This is a genomic window from Bradyrhizobium pachyrhizi (assembly GCF_001189245.1).
Taxonomy (GTDB): Bacteria; Pseudomonadota; Alphaproteobacteria; order Rhizobiales; family Xanthobacteraceae; genus Bradyrhizobium; species Bradyrhizobium pachyrhizi.
In genome coordinates this window covers 50,710-67,313 of sequence record NZ_LFIQ01000117.1, presented here as the reverse complement: position 1 = coordinate 67,313, position 16,604 = coordinate 50,710, and the positions used below count along the sequence as shown (strand labels likewise).

General features: G+C 64.7%; 15 protein-coding genes. 10 read left to right on the top strand and 5 right to left on the bottom strand.

What is annotated here, in order from left to right:
• Positions 1–112: 112 nt before the first annotated feature.
• From AKL29_RS32200 to AKL29_RS32180, 5 genes are all read right to left on the bottom strand, one after another.
• A complete protein-coding gene (locus AKL29_RS32200; protein ID WP_050386952.1) occupies positions 113–898 on the bottom strand; it encodes an ABC transporter ATP-binding protein in 786 nt (261 codons plus the stop codon).
• The gene (locus AKL29_RS32195; protein ID WP_018270830.1) at positions 895–1,668 is read right to left on the bottom strand and encodes an ABC transporter permease; all 774 of its coding nucleotides are present in this window, start codon (positions 1,666–1,668) and stop codon (positions 895–897) included. Before AKL29_RS32195 ends, AKL29_RS32200 begins: the two co-directional genes overlap by 4 nt.
• A 79-nt stretch (positions 1,669–1,747) precedes the next feature.
• Positions 1,748–2,692 carry an ABC transporter substrate-binding protein gene (locus AKL29_RS32190; RefSeq protein ID WP_050386951.1) on the bottom strand — a complete coding sequence of 315 codons (945 nt, stop codon included), beginning with the start codon at positions 2,690–2,692 and terminating at the stop codon, positions 1,748–1,750.
• Between the two features lie 132 nt (positions 2,693–2,824).
• On the bottom strand, positions 2,825–3,568 hold the full coding sequence (hutC, locus tag AKL29_RS32185; protein WP_050386950.1) for a histidine utilization transcriptional repressor HutC: 744 nt from the start codon (positions 3,566–3,568) through the stop codon (positions 2,825–2,827).
• Positions 3,565–4,923 carry a formimidoylglutamate deiminase gene (locus tag AKL29_RS32180; protein ID WP_050386949.1) on the bottom strand — a complete coding sequence of 453 codons (1,359 nt, stop codon included), beginning with the start codon at positions 4,921–4,923 and terminating at the stop codon, positions 3,565–3,567. The genes hutC and AKL29_RS32180 overlap by 4 nt, the downstream gene beginning before the upstream one ends.
• Positions 4,924–5,008: 85 nt before the next feature.
• On the opposite strand from AKL29_RS32180, the gene hutI reads away from it, so the two are divergent.
• The 10 genes from hutI (at position 5,009) to urtE (ending at position 16,601) form a co-directional block, all read left to right on the top strand.
• Complete coding sequence (gene hutI / locus AKL29_RS32175) at positions 5,009–6,223, top strand: imidazolonepropionase (RefSeq protein ID WP_050386948.1); 1,215 nt, start codon at positions 5,009–5,011, stop codon at positions 6,221–6,223.
• A complete protein-coding gene (gene hutH, locus AKL29_RS32170) occupies positions 6,220–7,779 on the top strand; it encodes a histidine ammonia-lyase (RefSeq protein WP_050386947.1) in 1,560 nt (519 codons plus the stop codon). Before hutI ends, hutH begins: the two co-directional genes overlap by 4 nt.
• Positions 7,780–7,797: 18 nt before the next feature.
• A complete protein-coding gene (hutU, locus tag AKL29_RS32165; RefSeq protein ID WP_050386946.1) occupies positions 7,798–9,465 on the top strand; it encodes a urocanate hydratase in 1,668 nt (555 codons plus the stop codon).
• Positions 9,466–9,841: 376 nt separating this feature from the next.
• The gene (locus AKL29_RS32160; protein ID WP_028331424.1) at positions 9,842–10,996 is read left to right on the top strand and encodes a transporter substrate-binding domain-containing protein; all 1,155 of its coding nucleotides are present in this window, start codon (positions 9,842–9,844) and stop codon (positions 10,994–10,996) included.
• Positions 10,993–11,634, top strand: coding sequence for an ANTAR domain-containing response regulator (locus AKL29_RS32155; protein ID WP_016845707.1), 642 nt, complete (start codon positions 10,993–10,995; stop codon positions 11,632–11,634). Before AKL29_RS32160 ends, AKL29_RS32155 begins: the two co-directional genes overlap by 4 nt.
• A 127-nt stretch (positions 11,635–11,761) precedes the next feature.
• Complete coding sequence (locus AKL29_RS32150; protein ID WP_038377077.1) at positions 11,762–13,012, top strand: transporter substrate-binding domain-containing protein; 1,251 nt, start codon at positions 11,762–11,764, stop codon at positions 13,010–13,012.
• 129 nt (positions 13,013–13,141) lie between these two features.
• Positions 13,142–14,011 carry an urea ABC transporter permease subunit UrtB gene (gene urtB / locus AKL29_RS32145; RefSeq protein ID WP_028331422.1) on the top strand — a complete coding sequence of 290 codons (870 nt, stop codon included), beginning with the start codon at positions 13,142–13,144 and terminating at the stop codon, positions 14,009–14,011.
• A 16-nt stretch (positions 14,012–14,027) separates the two neighbouring features.
• Positions 14,028–15,167 (top strand): urea ABC transporter permease subunit UrtC, encoded by a 1,140-nt coding sequence (urtC, locus tag AKL29_RS32140; protein WP_050386945.1) that lies wholly within the window; start codon positions 14,028–14,030, stop codon positions 15,165–15,167.
• Positions 15,164–15,916 (top strand): urea ABC transporter ATP-binding protein UrtD, encoded by a 753-nt coding sequence (gene urtD / locus AKL29_RS32135; protein WP_028331420.1) that lies wholly within the window; start codon positions 15,164–15,166, stop codon positions 15,914–15,916. The genes urtC and urtD overlap by 4 nt, the downstream gene beginning before the upstream one ends.
• The gene (urtE, locus tag AKL29_RS32130) at positions 15,909–16,601 is read left to right on the top strand and encodes an urea ABC transporter ATP-binding subunit UrtE (protein WP_050386944.1); all 693 of its coding nucleotides are present in this window, start codon (positions 15,909–15,911) and stop codon (positions 16,599–16,601) included. Before urtD ends, urtE begins: the two co-directional genes overlap by 8 nt.
• Positions 16,602–16,604 lie beyond the last annotated feature (3 nt).

Sequence of the window (16,604 nt, the reverse complement as noted above, 5' to 3'; positions counted from 1 at the left end):
TTTTCGAGCGAAGTGGATACCGGTTCGCGTTAAGAAAACGCGTCAAAACAAGAGTCTAGAGTCCCGTTCCGATTCAATCGGAACGGGAAAGGCTCTAGAGCGTGGCTGATCATTAGGCCTGTTCGGCGACCTTGAGGGCCTCGGTGCGGATTTCTTCGACCAGCCGTTCCTTCAACGCGACGAATTCGGGCGTGGTCTTGATCTTGTAGGAGCGGGGATGCGGCAGGTCGACCGCGATCTCGGCCTTGATGCGGCCGGGGCGCGCGCTCATGACGATGACGCGGCTGCCGAGGAAGATCGCCTCCTCGATGTCGTGGGTGACGAACAGCACCGTCTTCTGGTCGCGCTCCCAGATCCCCAGCAGCATCTCCTGCATCAGCGCGCGCGTCTGGTTGTCCAGCGCGCCGAACGGCTCGTCGAGCAGCAGGATCTTCGGATCGTTGGCCAGCGCGCGGGCGATCGCGGTGCGCTGCTGCATGCCGCCCGACAGCTGCTTGGGCCAGTGATTTTCGAAACCCGACAGCCCGACCCGGCGAATGAAGGCGTCGGCGATGTCATGGCGCTCGGCTTGCGCAACGCCGCGCTCGCGCAGGCCGAAGGCGATATTCTCCCGCACCGTCAGCCACGGAAACAATGTGTAGGACTGAAACACCATGCCGCGATCGGCGCCGGGGCCGGTGACCTCGCGCCCGTCGAGCGTGACCCGTCCGCTGGTCGGCCGGTCGAGCCCGGCGATGATCCGGAGCAAAGTGGACTTTCCACATCCGGAGGGGCCGAGGATGGTGACGAAGTCGTTGTCGCCGACGTCGAGCGTGGTCGGCTCGAGCGCTCTCGTCGGCACGTTGCCGGCGCGGGCGGGGAAGGTTCGCGAGACCTGATCGATCCTGAGCGCGGTCATGCGAGCTTCCACGGGAACAGCCAGGCATTGAAGGCCTTGAACAGGAAATCGGAGATCAGGCCGATCAGCCCGATCACGATGATGCCGAAGATGATCTGGCCAGTGTTGAGCAGCGCCTGGCTGTCGGTGATCATGTGCCCGATGCCCGAGGATGAGCCGATCAATTCGGCGACGATGACGTAGGTCCAGGCCCAGCCCAGCACCAGCCTGAGGATTTCAGCGATCTCGGGCGCGGCGGAGGGCAGCAGCACGCGGCGGATGATGCCGCGGTCGCGGGCGCCGAGCGTGTAGGCGGCCTCCACCAGGTCGCGCCTTGTGGCACCGACGGTGACGGCGACCATCAGGATGATCTGAAACACCGCGCCGATGAAGATCACCAGCAGCTTCTGCAACTCACCGATGCCCGCCCACAGGATCAGCAGCGGGATGAAGGCCGATGCCGGCAGATAGCGCGCAAAGGACACAAACGGCTCGAGAAAGGCCTCGATCGGCTTGTAGGCTCCCATCAAAACGCCGAGCGGCACCGCGATGACCGCAGCAAGTACAAACCCGCCGATCACGCGCCAGATCGTCATCCCGATGTCGAACAGAAAGCCCTGCTTGGCGAGCAGCTCATAGCCCTCCTGTACCATGGTCAGCGGGTTGGCGAGGAAGGTCTTGGACACGTGGCCGCCGAACGTCGCCCAGGACCAGAGGGCGACGAACAGCACGAAGAAGGCGAGGCCATAGGCCACGCGCTGCTTCGATGTCGTGGGCTCGAGAGGACGCATCAAAATGATCCGGGCGTATCTTATGCGGCGGTCCCGCCCGCTGTGTAGCGAGGCGGGACCGGCCGAAATGGTTGCTGCGTTACTTGATGAAGCTGGCGTCGTAGATGTCCTCGACCTTCGGCGCGGCCTTGATGATGCCGACCTCGAGCAGCAGCTCGGCAGCGTCCTTGTTGAAGGTGAGGAAGTCGCCGGCGAAGAATTTCTGGTTGGCGGCCTTGTCCTGCCAGCGCAGATACTTTGCCGAGTTGCCGAACTGCTCGCCGCTCTGCTTCACGTCAGCGCCCATGATCTCGTAGGACTTGGCCTGGTCCTTGGCGATCATGTCGAGCGCCTCGAAATAGCTGTTGGCAAGCGCCTGTGCCGCTTTCGGATTGTCGGTCAGGAATTTCGGCGTGCAGCCGAAGGTATCCATCACGATCGGGTAGTCGAGTGTGGTCGCGATGATCTTGCCCTTGTCGGGAGCGGCGCGCACCGTTGACAGATAAGGCTCGTACGTCATCGCGGCATCGTTCTGGCCGGAGACGAAGGCCTGCGCCGCGGCTGCGGGCTCCAGATTCACCACGGTGACGTCTTTCACCGTGAGGCCGTTCTTCTTCAGCATCCACGCCAGCGCGAAATAGGGCGAGGTACCCGGCGCCGAAGCCGCGACGGTCTTGCCCTTCAGGTCCTTGATCGCGGCGATGTCGTTGCGCACGGCCATGCCGTCGGCGCCATAGCTCTTGTCGAGCTGGAAGATCTGCTTGGTCGCGACGCCATTGGCGTTCCAGGAGATCCAGGTCTCGACCGTCGTCGCCGCACACTGGATGTCGCCCGACGCAATCGCGAGATGGCGGTCCTTCTGCGGGATCTTCTTCAGGGTCACGTCGAGGCCGTTCTTCTTGAAGATGCCGGCCTCCTTGGCGAGCGTCAGCGGCGCGAAGCCGGTCCATCCGGAGATGCCGACGCCGACCTTGACGTCATCCGCGAACGCGGCGGTGGACGCGAGCAACACTGCGATTGCGGGCAATAGCTTGAAGGAACGCATGATTGTCGACCCCTTGAACGATGGATTGAACCCAGTTGATGTCTTCACGTCAGTCGCGGCGGTGCCGCATGAAGCATGTCGGCGGACGATGGCCCATGATGCATTGCATGAAATATGCCGCGCAAGGCGTCCTCAGCCTCCCTTGAAGCGAGCCACCAGGCGGTGCGTCTCGCCTGGATAATGCAGCCGCACCGCCGTCACCGTGCGTGCGCTGCGCCAGGTGTAGCGGTCGATCACGAGGCAGGGCGCGCCGACCGCGATGTCGAGCTCCTTTGCCGTGCGGTCGTCGGCGACGACGGCGCTGATGGTATGCTCGGCTTCGGTCCACGGCACGTGATGCAGCAGCCATGATCCCGGCGGTTCGCGGGCGAAGTCCGCGTCGGCAGCCTCCGGGACCGTGGAGAGATCGATCAGCCTGTCCTCGACGGCGAACGGCACGTTGTCGGCGCTGTGCCGGCAGGCGATCGCGACCACCTTGCCGGCCGTGCTGACGCCGAGCCGGGCGCGATCGGCCGATGTCGCGGTACGGCGCTGGCATTCGATCAGCTGATAGCCGTAGCTGCGGCCGAGCGCGGTGATCTCGGCGCGGATGTCGGCGATCTTGAGCACCGCCGACAGATGCTGCGGACGGCGCACGAAGGTGCCGGCACGGCGCCGCCGCTCGATCAAATCGGCCTGCGCCAGTTCCGACAGCGCCTTGTTCACCGTCATGCGCGAGCAGCGATAGCGCGCCATCAGCTGGTGCTCGAACGGGATGCGATGCCCGGGGGGCCATTCGCCGGTCAGGATCCGCGTCTCGATGTCGAGCCGGATCCGCTTGTAAAGCGTCGGCTTGCCGGCTGCATTCGATTTGGGCTGGTCGGAGGCGAGACTCATGCGACGAGCCTCCGCACGCTGGCATTGAACTGCTCGCGCGCCTTGTCGCGCAGCCGGTGCCGGCCGCCTGCGACCACCTTGTCGCCGCCGGCCCAGACGCAGTCGATCGCGTCGCTGCCGGTTGCAAACAGCCAGCCATCGAGAACCGCATCGCCCGACCGTCCCGCGAGGGACGGATGCGCGGTGTCGAGGCTGACGATGTCGGCGCGCGCGCCGGGCGCGAGCCCGGCCTTGGTCTGTGCCAGAGCTTGCGCGCCGCCAGCCAGTGCCTGGTCGAACAGGGCACGGCCGGTGGATGTGCCCGGACGCCCCGAGAGCACATTGCGCTCGCGGTGTTTCAGCCGCTGACCGTATTCTAGCTGGCGCAGCTCGTCGGCGACGCCGACCAGCACATTGGAATCGGTTCCGATGCCGAACCGGCCGCCCGCGGCGAGGAATTCGCGCGCCGAAAAGATGCCATCGCCGAGGCTTGCTTCGGTGACGGGGCAAAGGCCAGCAACCGCGCCGCTGCGGGCGAGCGCTGTGACTTCCTGCTCCGTCATGTGAGTCGCGTGAATCAGGCACCAGCGCTGATCGACGGGCGCATGGTCGAGCAGCCATTGCACCGGTCGCTGTCCCGACCAGGCGAAGCAATCCTCCACCTCGCGCACCTGTTCGGCGGCGTGGATGTGGATCGGATCCGCCCCGGCCAGCGGGATGATCGCCGCCAGCTCATCCGGCGCCACGGCGCGCAGGCTATGCGGAGCGATGCCGAGGTTGGCGCCGGGTAGATCTCGGATAGCCTCGCGCGAGGCGGTCATCAGCGCGGCGAACTGATCGACCGAACAGATGAAGCGGCGCTGCCCGGCATGCGGTGCCGCGCCGCCGAACGTGCTGTGGGCATAGAGACTCGGCAGCAGCGTGAGCCCGATGCCGGAGGCGCCGGCGGCCTCAGCAATGCGCACGGCCATCTCGGCGAGGTTGGCGTAAGGCGCGCCGTCCCGATCGTGATGCAGATAGTGAAACTCGCCGACACGAGTAAAACCCCTCTCGAGCATCTCGACATAGAGCAGGGTGGCGACGGCGGCGACGTCGTCCGGCGTCATGGTCAGCGCGAAGCGATACATCGTCTCGCGCCAGGTCCAGAACGTATCGGTCGTGTCGCCGCGCAGTTCGGCAAGACCGGCCATGCCGCGCTGAAATGCGTGGCTGTGCAGGCTCGCCAATCCTGGAACCGCCATTTGGTGACGTTCGTCGCCGGCGCTAGGCGCAACGCCCGGAGTCACCGAGGCGATCGCGCCATCGACAACGACGACCTGCACGTCATTGGCCCAGCCCGAAGGCAGCAGCGCGAATGCGAAATGCAGTCGTGTCATTTTTCCACGCCGGCTGGACAGAACCCGGACACGATTATATGTCTAGACATATAAGTCAAGCATCCCACATCGAGGGGACGATCGCATGGCAGAGCGCTTCGACCGTATCTGGCACAACGCCCGGCTCGCCACGATGCGCAGCGACCGCACTGATCTCGGCGAGATCGAGCGGGGCCTGATCGCGGCGCGCGACGGCCGCATCGTCTATGCCGACATGCAGTCGGATTTTCCCGGGGATGCGGACGCTGTTGAACTGACCGATTGCGGCGGCCGCTGGATCACGCCCGGACTGGTCGATTGCCACACCCATCTCGTCTTCGGCGGCAATCGCGCGCACGAGTTCGAGCTGCGCCTGAAAGGCGCGAGCTATGAGGAGATCGCGCGCGCCGGCGGCGGCATCGTCTCGACCGTCGCGGCGACGCGCAAGGCGACCGAGGCGGAGCTCGTCGCCGGTGCGCTGCCGCGGCTCGATGCGCTGATCGGCGAGGGTGCAACCACCGTCGAGATCAAGTCCGGCTATGGCCTCAATGCCGAGACCGAGATGCGGCAGCTGGCGGCGGCACGCAGCCTCGCCCGCCTGCGGCAGGTCGCGATCCGCACGTCGTTTCTCGGAGCGCATGCGCTGCCGCCAGAGGCCAATGGCGACAAGGACGGTTACATCGATCTGGTCTGCAACGAGATGCTGCCGGCCGTGGCCAAGGCCGGCCTTGCCGATGCCGTCGACGGGTTCATGGAGGGGATCGCGTTTTCCGGAGAGCAGACGGCACGGGTGTTCGAGGCGGCGCGTGCGCTCGGACTGCCCGTCAAGCTGCATGCGGATCAGCTGTCCAATCTCGGCGGCGCGGCGCTGGCCGCAAAATTCTCGGCGCTCTCAGCCGATCATCTCGAGCACACCGACGAAGCTGGCGTCGTGGCGATGGCGAAGGCCGGCACCGTGGCGGTCCTGCTGCCCGGCGCGTTCTATTTCATTCGTGAGACGCACAAGCCGTCGGTCGAGCTGTTTCGTAGCCACGGTGTGAACATGGCGCTTGCGACCGATTGCAATCCGGGCAGCTCGCCGCTCACCTCGCTGCTGCTGGCGATGAACATGGGTGCAACGTTGTTCCGGATGACGGTCGCCGAATGCCTCATAGGGGTGACTCGGGAAGGGGCGCGCGCGCTCGGCATGCTCGCCGAGACCGGTACGTTAGAGGTCGGCAAGTGGTGCGATCTGGCGATCTGGGACATCGAGCGTCCGGCCGAGCTGGTTTACCGCATCGGCTTCAACCCGCTGCACAGCCGGGTGTGGAGGGGACAATGAGCGATCGGGATGCGCCTGTCGTCGTGACGCCCGGAACCGTCGGCCTCGACGTCCTGGCGCGCGTGCTTGACGGTGCGTCCATCGTGCTCGATCCGTCGTGCTGGCCGCGCGTCGAGGCGGCCGCGGAGATCGTGGCGAAGGCGGCGCAGATCGACATTCCCGTCTACGGCATCAATACCGGTTTCGGGAAGCTGGCATCGACGCGCATCGCGCCTGATCAAACCGCGCTGCTTCAGCGCAACCTCATCCTGTCGCATTGCTGCGGAGTCGGTCCGAACACGCCCGAGCCGATCGTGCGTTTGATGATGGCGTTGAAAGTGATTTCGCTCGGTCGCGGCGCGTCCGGCGTGCGCCGCGAGGTGATCGAGCAGTTGCAGGGCATGCTGGCGCGCGGTGTCTATCCGCTGGTGCCGCAGCAGGGCTCGGTCGGTGCCTCCGGCGACCTGGCGCCGCTCGCTCATATGACCGCAGTCATGATCGGGGAGGGGCAGGCAATCCATGATGGCAAAGTCGTGCCGGGCCGCGAAGCGCTTGCGGTTGCCGGTCTTGCGCCGTTGACGCTCGGCCCCAAGGAGGGGCTGGCGCTGATCAACGGCACGCAGTTTTCCACCGCCTACGCCATCTCCGGCCTGCTGCGTGCGCATCGCCTGGCGTGCGCCGCGCTGGTGACCGGTGCGCTGTCGGTCGATGCGGCGATGGCCTCCACGGTGCCGTTTCGTCCCGAGATCCAATCCTTGCGCGGCCATGATGGGCAGATCGCTGTGGCCGCGGCCCTGACCGCGCTGCTCGACGGCAGCGACATCAGACAATCGCATCTCGAAGGTGACGAGCGCGTGCAGGATCCTTATTGCTTGCGCTGCCAGCCGCAAGTTGCGGGCGCCGTGCTCGACCTGCTCGCGCAAGCCGCGCGCGGACTGACCGTCGAGGCCAATGCCGTGACCGACAATCCGCTGGTCCTGGTCGAGACCGGCGAGATCGTCTCGGGCGGCAATTTCCACGCCGAGCCGGTGGCGTTCGCTGCCGATCAGATCGCACTGGCGCTCTCCGAGATCGGTGCGACCAGCGAGCGCCGGATCGCGACCCTTGTCGACCCGGCGCTGAACTTCGGGTTGCCGCCGTTCCTGACGCCGGAGCCCGGCATCAATTCCGGCTTCATGATCGCCGAGGTGACGGCCGCGGCGCTCTATGCCGAGAACAAGCAGCGCGCGATGCCGTGCTCGATCGATTCCACGCCGACCAGCGCCAATCAGGAAGACCACGTCTCGATGGCCGCGTATGCCGCGCGCAGGTTGTCGGACATGGCCGACAATCTCGCGACCATCCTCGGCATCGAGCTTTTGGTCGCGGCGCAGGGCATTACGCTGCGCGCACCGCATGCGACCAGCGCGCCGCTCGCCGCGGTCATCGCCGCGCTGCGCGCGCATGTTCCGGCACTCGCCGCCGACCGCTACATGGCCGACGATCTTGCGCGGGCCGCATCGCTGGTCGAAGCCGACGCGCTGCCTGCCGCTGCGATCGCGGTTCTCTCATCCGACCCGTTTCCAAAACTTGCTTAGCCGACAGGGGCATCCGTCATGAACCGCCGACTGGATAATGAACGCATCATCCGTGCTCCCCGCGGCACCGACATCAGTGCCAAGAGCTGGCTGACCGAAGCACCGCTGCGCATGCTGATGAACAATCTGGACCCTGATGTCGCCGAGCGCCCGAGCGAGCTCGTGGTCTATGGCGGCATCGGCCGTGCGGCGCGCGACTGGGAGAGCTTTGACCGGATTGCCGCGTCCTTGCGCAAGCTCGAGGGTGACCAGACGCTGCTGGTCCAGTCCGGCAAGCCGGTCGGCATTTTCCGCACCCATGCCGACGCGCCGCGCGTGCTGATCGCGAACTCCAACCTGGTGCCGCATTGGGCGACGCTCGATCATTTCAACGAGCTCGACCGGCAGGGCCTGATGATGTTCGGCCAGATGACGGCAGGCTCCTGGATCTATATCGGCAGCCAAGGCATCGTGCAGGGGACTTATGAGACGTTCGTCGAGGTCGGCCGCCGGCATTATGGCGGCAGTCTCGCCGGCAAATGGATCCTGACGGCGGGTCTCGGCGGCATGGGCGGTGCGCAGCCGCTGGCCGCGACGATGGCCGGCGCCTCGATGCTCGCGGTCGAATGCCAGCCGAGCCGCATCGAGATGCGGCTGCGCACGGGCTATCTCGACCGCCAGGCTACGACGCTCGATGACGCGCTGGCGATCATTGCTGAAGCGGTCAAAAGCCAGAAGCCGGTGTCGGTCGGCCTGCTCGGCAACGCGGCCGAGATCTTTCCGGAGCTGGTGCGCCGCGGCGTGCGCCCGGACATCGTCACCGACCAGACCAGCGCACATGATCCGATCAACGGCTATTTGCCGAAGGGATGGACGCTCGCCGATTGGGAAGCCAAACGCGCGGCCGACCCGAAGGCTGTTGAGACGGCGGCCAAGACCTCGATGGTCGATCACGTCCAGGCCATGCTGGATTTCCACGCGCAGGGAATCCCGACGCTCGATTACGGCAACAACATCCGCCAGATGGCCAAGGACATGGGCCTGAAGGAGGCGTTCGATTTTCCGGGATTCGTTCCGGCCTATATCCGCCCGCTGTTCTGCCGCGGCGTCGGACCGTTCCGCTGGGCCGCGCTGTCGGGCGATCCCGAGGACATCTTCAAGACCGATGCCAAGGTCAAGGAGCTGATGCCCAACGACAGTCACCTGCACAACTGGCTCGACATGGCCAAGGCGCGCATCAAGTTTCAGGGACTGCCGGCGCGAATCTGCTGGGTCGGGCTCGGCGACCGCCATCGGCTTGGCCTTGCCTTCAACGAAATGGTGGCGCGCGGCGAGCTCAAGGCGCCGATCGTGATCGGCCGCGATCATCTCGACAGCGGCTCGGTGGCGAGCCCGAACCGTGAGACCGAGGCGATGCGCGACGGCTCCGACGCGGTGTCCGACTGGCCGCTGCTCAATGCTTTGCTCAACTGCGCGAGCGGCGCCACCTGGGTGTCGCTGCATCACGGCGGCGGCGTCGGCATCGGCTATTCGCAGCACGCCGGCATGGTGATCGTCGCTGACGGCACGCCGGAGGCGGCGCGCCGGCTCGAGCGCGTGCTGTGGAACGACCCGGCGACGGGGGTCATGCGCCATGCCGACGCCGGCTATGACACGGCGATCGAATGCGCACGCGCCAACGGGCTCGATCTGCCCAGCCTGCGCTGATGGGATCCCCCTGATCGGGAGTTGTTCGTGGTTCAGCGGCATCTCGCGATCGGGATGCAGGTTAACGAGCAATCTCGTCGCAGCTCTCTCAACCTTCCGGTTGATGGACGCGCGGTGACCGGGCCGGACATGCCTTGATACGGGAAATCGGCGGTGCAGCTACCGGAGATAGGTGGTCCGTCGAGCGCTGCGCCTGTGATCCGTCGCGGATGACACAAGTCTGCCTGCTTTCGCGTCAGCTTCGCCGACAGGATGAGCGGCCAGGGTCCTTGTCTCGCGGCAGATGGCATGCAATCTTCCGCAGCCGGCAATGCTGTTCGAGAGCAACAAGAACAATAATCCCTCTCGTCCCTCCAATTCTGTCGAGGGCCTGATCATGTCGAACCTTACCCAAACGACATCCGCTCCGTGGCGGATAGGAGTGCTGTTCTCGCGAACCGGCTTCATGTCGGTCATCGAGGAGACCCAGTATCAGGGCACGCAACTCGCGATCGAAGAGGTGAATGAAGCGGGCGGCGTCTGCGGCCGCGAGCTGGTTCCCGTTGCCTACGACCCCGGATCGGACTCGGCCGCCTATGGTCACTACGCCAAGCGGCTGATGATCGAGGATCAGGTCAGCACGATCTTCGGCTGCTACACCTCGTCGAGCCGCAAGGCGGTGCTGCCGGTGGTCGAGCGGCTGAACGGTCTGCTCTGGTATCCGACGCTTTACGAAGGGTTCGAGGCGTCGCCCAACGTCATCTACACCGGCGCCTCGCCGAACCAGAACAGCCTCGCGCTGTGCCGCTATTTGATGGATACGTTCGGCACACGGTTCTATTTCGTGGGGTCGGACTACATCTATCCGCGCGAGTCCAACCGGGTGATGCGGGAGCTGCTCAAGAGCAATGGCGGCTCGGTCGTTGGCGAGCGCTATGTCAATGTCTATGCGCGCTGGCAGGATTTTGTGCCGATCATCCAGGATATCAAGCGTGTCAGGCCCGACGTGATCTTCTCGACCGTCGTCGGGGAGGGCACGGTGTTCCTCTATCAGGCTTATGCCAATGTCGGGCTCGATCCAAAGCAGGTGCCGATCGCCAGCCTGACCACGACGGAAGCGGAAATCGCCGCCATGGGCTTCGACGTCGGCGAGGGACACGTCACGGCGGCATCGTACTTCCAGGGCGTCGAGGGCAGCGCCAACAATGCGTTTGTGCAGCGCTTCAAGAAGCGGTTCGGCGCCGATATCTCGACCAATATGTGCGCCGAGGCGTCGTACTTCCAGCTGCATCTGTTCGCCAAGGCGCTCGAGCAGGTCAATTCACTCGACACCGAAGTGCTCCGCTCGATGGTGTTCGGCACCAGCTTTGATGCACCGCAAGGTGCAGTCACCGTCAACCCGATGTCGGGTCATACCGACCTCTGGACCCGCATCGGGCGCGCCAACCGCCAGGGACAGTTCGATGTCGTCAGCCAGTCGAAGGAGCCGGTGCATGCGGATCCGTTCCTGATCGGATATGGTCGTGCAACGCAAACAGGAAGCGTCCAATGAACGAAATGTCGCGTAAGCCGTCGCTGAGCCGAGACGTCGGCGGACGCAAGACCATGGTTCAGGAACTTGCCGATTTGTCGGCGGTGGTGGTCGCGCCGGTCGACGATCAGGTCGGCATGTTGCTGCGCGAGTTGCAGCGGTTCCGGATGCGGGTGCGGCAGGTCTGGCCGATGCCCGAGAGCGTGCCGGCCGATGCCGACGTGGTGTACTGCGAATATTCTCCTGACCTGGCGCGGCGCCTGCCGTGGATTCCCGGCGACGCGCGCTCGGCGCTGGTTGTGATCCTGCCGGCGACGGAAACCGTTCACGCCGATGCGCTATGTCATGCGACGCCGAACGCCGTGCTGCCGCGGCCGTTCACGCAAAATGCCGTGTTGTCGAGCCTCGTGCTGGCGCGCAGTCAATTTGGTTATGAACGGCGGCTTCGCAGCAAGATCGAGAAGCTCGATGACAATCTGCGCTCGATGCGCACGGTGGAGCGCGCCAAGGCGATCCTGATGGCGACGCGGCAGATGCCGGAAACCGAAGCCTATGGCTTCATCAGACGACAGGCGATGGATCGTCGCGTGTCGGCAAGTGCAGTCGCCGCGGCGATTGTTGACTCGTTCGAACTGCTTGGCTACGATCATCAACAGTAAGCCCCAATAGCGGGGCCGGCGGCGACAGCGCCGCCTTCGACACAACCGGCAACAAAGCCCTCCCAATGCTCGCGTAAGCGCGCATCGGGAGGGCTTTTTGTTTTTTCAGTCCTGAAGGGAGCGAGGGATGAGCATTTCACGGCGGACTTTGCTGAGGAATACCGCGGCGCTTGGCGCGTTTGCCGGCGCCGGACTGCCGCACATCTGGATCAAGAACGCCGACCTCGCTTTTGCCGCTGGCGGCGAGATCAAGGTCGGCGTGCTGTTCTCGCTGACGGGAACGACCGCGATCATCGAGGAATCGCTCAACAAGGCGACTCTGCTCGCCATCGAGGAGATCAACGCCGCAGGTGGCATCAAGGGCAGCAAGATCGTGCCGATCGTCGAGGACCCCGCGTCCGATCCGGCGACGTTCTCGGAGAAGGCTCGCAAGCTCGTCGTCGGCGACAAATGCGTCAGCGTGTTCGGCTCCTACACCTCGGCGAGCCGCAAGGCGGTGCTCCCGGTGTTCGAGCGGCAGAACAATCTCTATTGGTATCCGACGCTCTATGAAGGCCGCGAGTGCTCGAAGAACGTCATCTACACCGGCGCGGTGCCGAACCAGCAGCAGGACGAGTTCGTGCCCTGGCTGGTCAAGAAGTTCGGCAAAAAGTTCTACCTGATCGGCTCCAACTACATCTATCCGAAGGAAGAGAATAACTACTGCAAGAAGCTGCTTGAGAAACTCGGCGGCGAGGTCGTGGCGGAAGAATATGTGCCGCTCGGCCATTCCGAATTCTCTTCCGTCATCAACAAGATCCGCTCGACGCAGCCGAACGTGATCTTTTCCACCGTGGTCGGCGATTCCGTGGTCGCGCTGCATCGTCAGTACAAGGCGGCCGGCCTCGATCCCGAGAAGATGCCGATGGCGAGTCTCACGACCTCCGAGAACGAAGTCGCTGCGATGGGCGGCGAGGCGGCCGCCGGTCACTTCACCTCGGCGCCTTACTTCATGGTGCACAAGTCGCCGGAGAACGAGAAGTTCGTCGAGGCCTACAAGAAGCGTTGGGGCGCCGACAAGGTGACGCATTTCGTGTCGGAGGCCTGCTACTTCCAGACCTACCTGTTCAAGCAGGCGGTCGAGAAGCTCGCGACCAGCGATCTCACGCCCCCGAACATACGCGACGCGGTCAAGGGCCAGGAAGTGATTGCACCGCAGGGCAAGGTCCGGATCGAGCCGGAGAACCTGCACACCTGGTTGTGGCCCAAGATCGCGCAGGCGAAGTCGAACGGACAGTTCGAGATTCTGGTCGAGGCCAAGGAGTGGCTGAAGCCGGTGCCTTACGCGGCCTATCCCGGACAGTCATGCACCGAGAAGGGCCTGGTCGAGAAGAGCTGACGACGGGGGCTGACGAAGGCCGTCGGCGTGCGGCGCCGGCGGCCAGCGTCCCGAAACGAATGCTGCCTGTCGCTCGAACGGGCGCGAGGGGCAGGGCGCACAACGCGAACATCGAAAGCGGATCCCGACGTGGACCAATTCATCGAACAAATCGTCACCGGCCTCAGCATCGGATCGATCCTGCTGCTGGTCGCGCTAGGCCTGTCGATCATCTACGGCTCGATGGGCATCATCAATCTCGCCCATGGCGAGTTCGTGATGCTGGGCGCTTACGCGGCCTGGGTGTTCCATACCTATCTCGGGCTCGGCCTGCTCGCGAGCCTGGTGCCGATCTTCTTCGTGGTCGCCGTGTTCGGCTGGGTCATCGAGCGCTATGTCCTGAGCCTGCTCAACAACCGGCCGCTGGATACGATCCTTGCGACCTGGGGCGTCGGCATCATGCTGCAGCAGGCGGTGCGGCTGATGGTTGGCAGCGAACTGCGCTACGTGCAACTGCCGCCGGCGCTGTCCGACAGCATGGACGTGTTTGGCATCTCGGTATCGTCCTATCGGGTGTTCCTGTTCGTGGTGTCGATCGCACTGTTCGTGGCGACCTGGTTGCTGATGAATCGCACCACGGTCGGAATGAAGCTACGCGCGATCATCCAGGACCGTTCCGTCGCTGCCTCGTTCGGCATCAACGCCAAACGGGTCTATGCGCTGACTTTCGCCTATGGCGCCGGACTGGCGGGCCTGGCCGGCGCGCTGGTGTCGCCGCTGAAGAGCGTGTCGCCCGATATGGGCACCGGCTATGTGGTCGATGCCTTCATGGTGGTGGTGCTCGGCGGCGTGCAGAGCCTCGCCGGCACCGTGGCGAGCGCCTTCATCCTCGGCGAGCTCTCCGGCGGCATTGCCTTCCTGCAGAACGACACGGTGGCCAAGGCGATCGTGCTGCTCGCCATCGTCGTGCTCATCCGTTTCCGCCCCGAGGGGCTCTTCACCGCACGCGTGCGGGCCTGAGACAGATCGCTCATCTATGCCGTCGCATGTTCCCAACTCCAGCGGATTGCAGCGCCTGATCGCGCAGCTTGCGCCTCTGCTGATCGTCTGCGCCGTGGTGTTCGCGCTGCCGGTGCTGCTCAACAACGACTTCCTGCTCAACAAGGTCGCGCGTTATCTGGTGCTGGGGATTCTCACGGTGTCGCTCGGGCTGTCCTGGGGATTCGGCGGCATCCTGAACCTCGGCCAGGCGATGAGCTTCGGGCTCGGCTCCTACGCCATGGCGATGGCGCTCAAGCTCAAGACCGTGCCGGTGCATACCGGAGCGAGCGGACTGCCGGACTTCATGGTCTGGAACAATGTCCAGCATTTGCCGTGGTTCTGGGAGCCCTTCCGGTCGCTGACCTTCGCGATCGCCGCGGGCCTGATCGTGCCGGCGCTGGTTGCGGCGGCGCTCGGCTGGTTCATGTTCCGGGGGCGCGTCACCGGCGTCTATGTCTCGATCATCACGCTCGCCACCATGGTGGTGATCAATCTCGTGATCATCGACCAGCAGAGCTACACCGGCGGCTTCAACGGCATCACCGATCTCGCCCAGCTCGAGATCTTCGGCGTCGCGTTCGATGCTTATGGCCGCGCAACCTACTATCTCGTGGCCAGTTGTGTCCTGCTCAGCCTGCTTGTCGCCTTTGCCTTCACAAGAACCAAGGCCGGCCTGATTGTACAGGCGATCCGCGACCATGAGAGCCGGGTGCGCTACTTCGGCTATGACGTCGCGCTTTACCAGATCTTCGTGTTCGCGCTGTCGGCGGCGATCGCGGGCCTTGCCGGCATGCTCTACACGGTGGTGATGGAGTTTGCCTCGCCGACCTTCCTCGGCGTGCAGCTCTCGCTTTCGGTGGTGGTGTGGTGCGCGGTCGGCGGCCGGCAGAGCCTGGTCGGTGCGTTCCTTGGCGCGGTGCTGGTGGCGGGCATGCAGGGCGCGCTGTCGGAGTCCGCAGCATTCCTGGAGACCTGGACGCTGGTGATGGGCGCGCTGTTCGTGCTCGTGGTGCTGTTCCTGCCGAAGGGGCTCGCCGGCCTTGCGCAGGTCGTGCTGCGCTGGATCGCGCTGCGGCGGCACGCTGCCGCGGGCGGCGTGGCGCAAGGCGTCGGCCAGACGGAGGGCAGCACATGAGCTCCCATCTCGATCTACGCGATGTCTCGGTCAGCTTCAACGGCTTCAAGGCGCTCAACAGTCTCAATATGAGCGTGCGCAAGGGCGAGCTGCGCTGCTTGATCGGGCCGAACGGGGCCGGCAAGACCACGGCGCTGGACATCATCTGCGGCAAGGTCAAGCCGAGCGCCGGCACAGTGAGCTTCGATGGCACCGCGCTGCAGGACCTCGAGGAATACGAAATCGCCCGCGCCGGCGTCGGCCGCAAATTCCAGGTGCCGAGCGTGTTCCGCGAGCTCACGGTCAGCGAGAACCTTGAAGTGGCGCGAGCGCGTCGCACCTCCGTGCTTGGCAATTTGCGCTGGAATATCGGCAATTCAGGACGCGAGCATGTCGAGCGTCTGGCCGAGCTGGTCGGGCTCACCGAGCAGCTCGACCGGCCGGCCGCCTATCTGTCGCACGGTCAGACCCAGTGGCTGGAGATCGGCATGCTGGTCGCCCAAGACGCCGAGCTGATCCTGATGGACGAGCCCACCGCGGGCATGACGGCGCAGGAAACCCGCAAGACCGCCGAACTGTTCGCACGGCTGAAGGGCAAGCACACGCTGATCGTGGTCGAGCACGACATGGGCTTCGTCAAGGCGATCGGCGACATCATCTCCGTGATGCATATGGGCCAGATGCTGGCCGAGGGCACCGCGGCGGAAGTGGAAGCGCATCCGGAAGTGCGCCGCGCCTATCTCGGATCGGGAGGCATCAGCCATGCTTGAGCTGACCGACGTCGACGCCTTCTACGGCAACAGCCGCGCCCTGCAGGGCATCAACCTGATGGTTGGCAATGGCGAATTCCTCTCGGTGCTCGGCCGCAACGGCGTCGGCAAGACCACGCTGATGCGCAGCATCCTCGGCCTGATGGACCGGTGCACCGGACGGCTGTCGCTCGACGGCGCCGACATCTCGCCGCTGCGGACCTATCAGCGCGCCAAGGCCGGTATTGCCTACGTACCACAGGGCCGCGGGATTCTGCCGCGCTTCACCGTGCGGGAGAACCTGACGCTCGGAACCTTCGCGGCGAAATCGGCCAACGGCATCGAGGAATGGGTGCTCGAGCTGTTTCCGGTCCTCAAGGATTTTCTCAATCGCTATGGCGGCAATCTCTCCGGCGGCCAGCAGCAGCAGCTTGCGATCGCGCGTGCGCTGCTGGCCAAGCCCAAGGTCATCCTGCTGGACGAGCCGACCGAGGGCATCCAGCCAAACATCGTCGAGCAGATCGAGGACGTGATCGTCAGTCTCAATCGCGAGCGCGGCATCACGGTCGTGCTGGTCGAACAGAATGTCGCGTTCGCGCGGCGCGCGTCTCACCGCTTCGCGCTGCTCGAAAAGGGACGCGTCGTCGCCAAGGGCGCGATCGGTGAGCTCACCGATGATCTCATCCAGCTGCACATGGCCGTGTAGCGG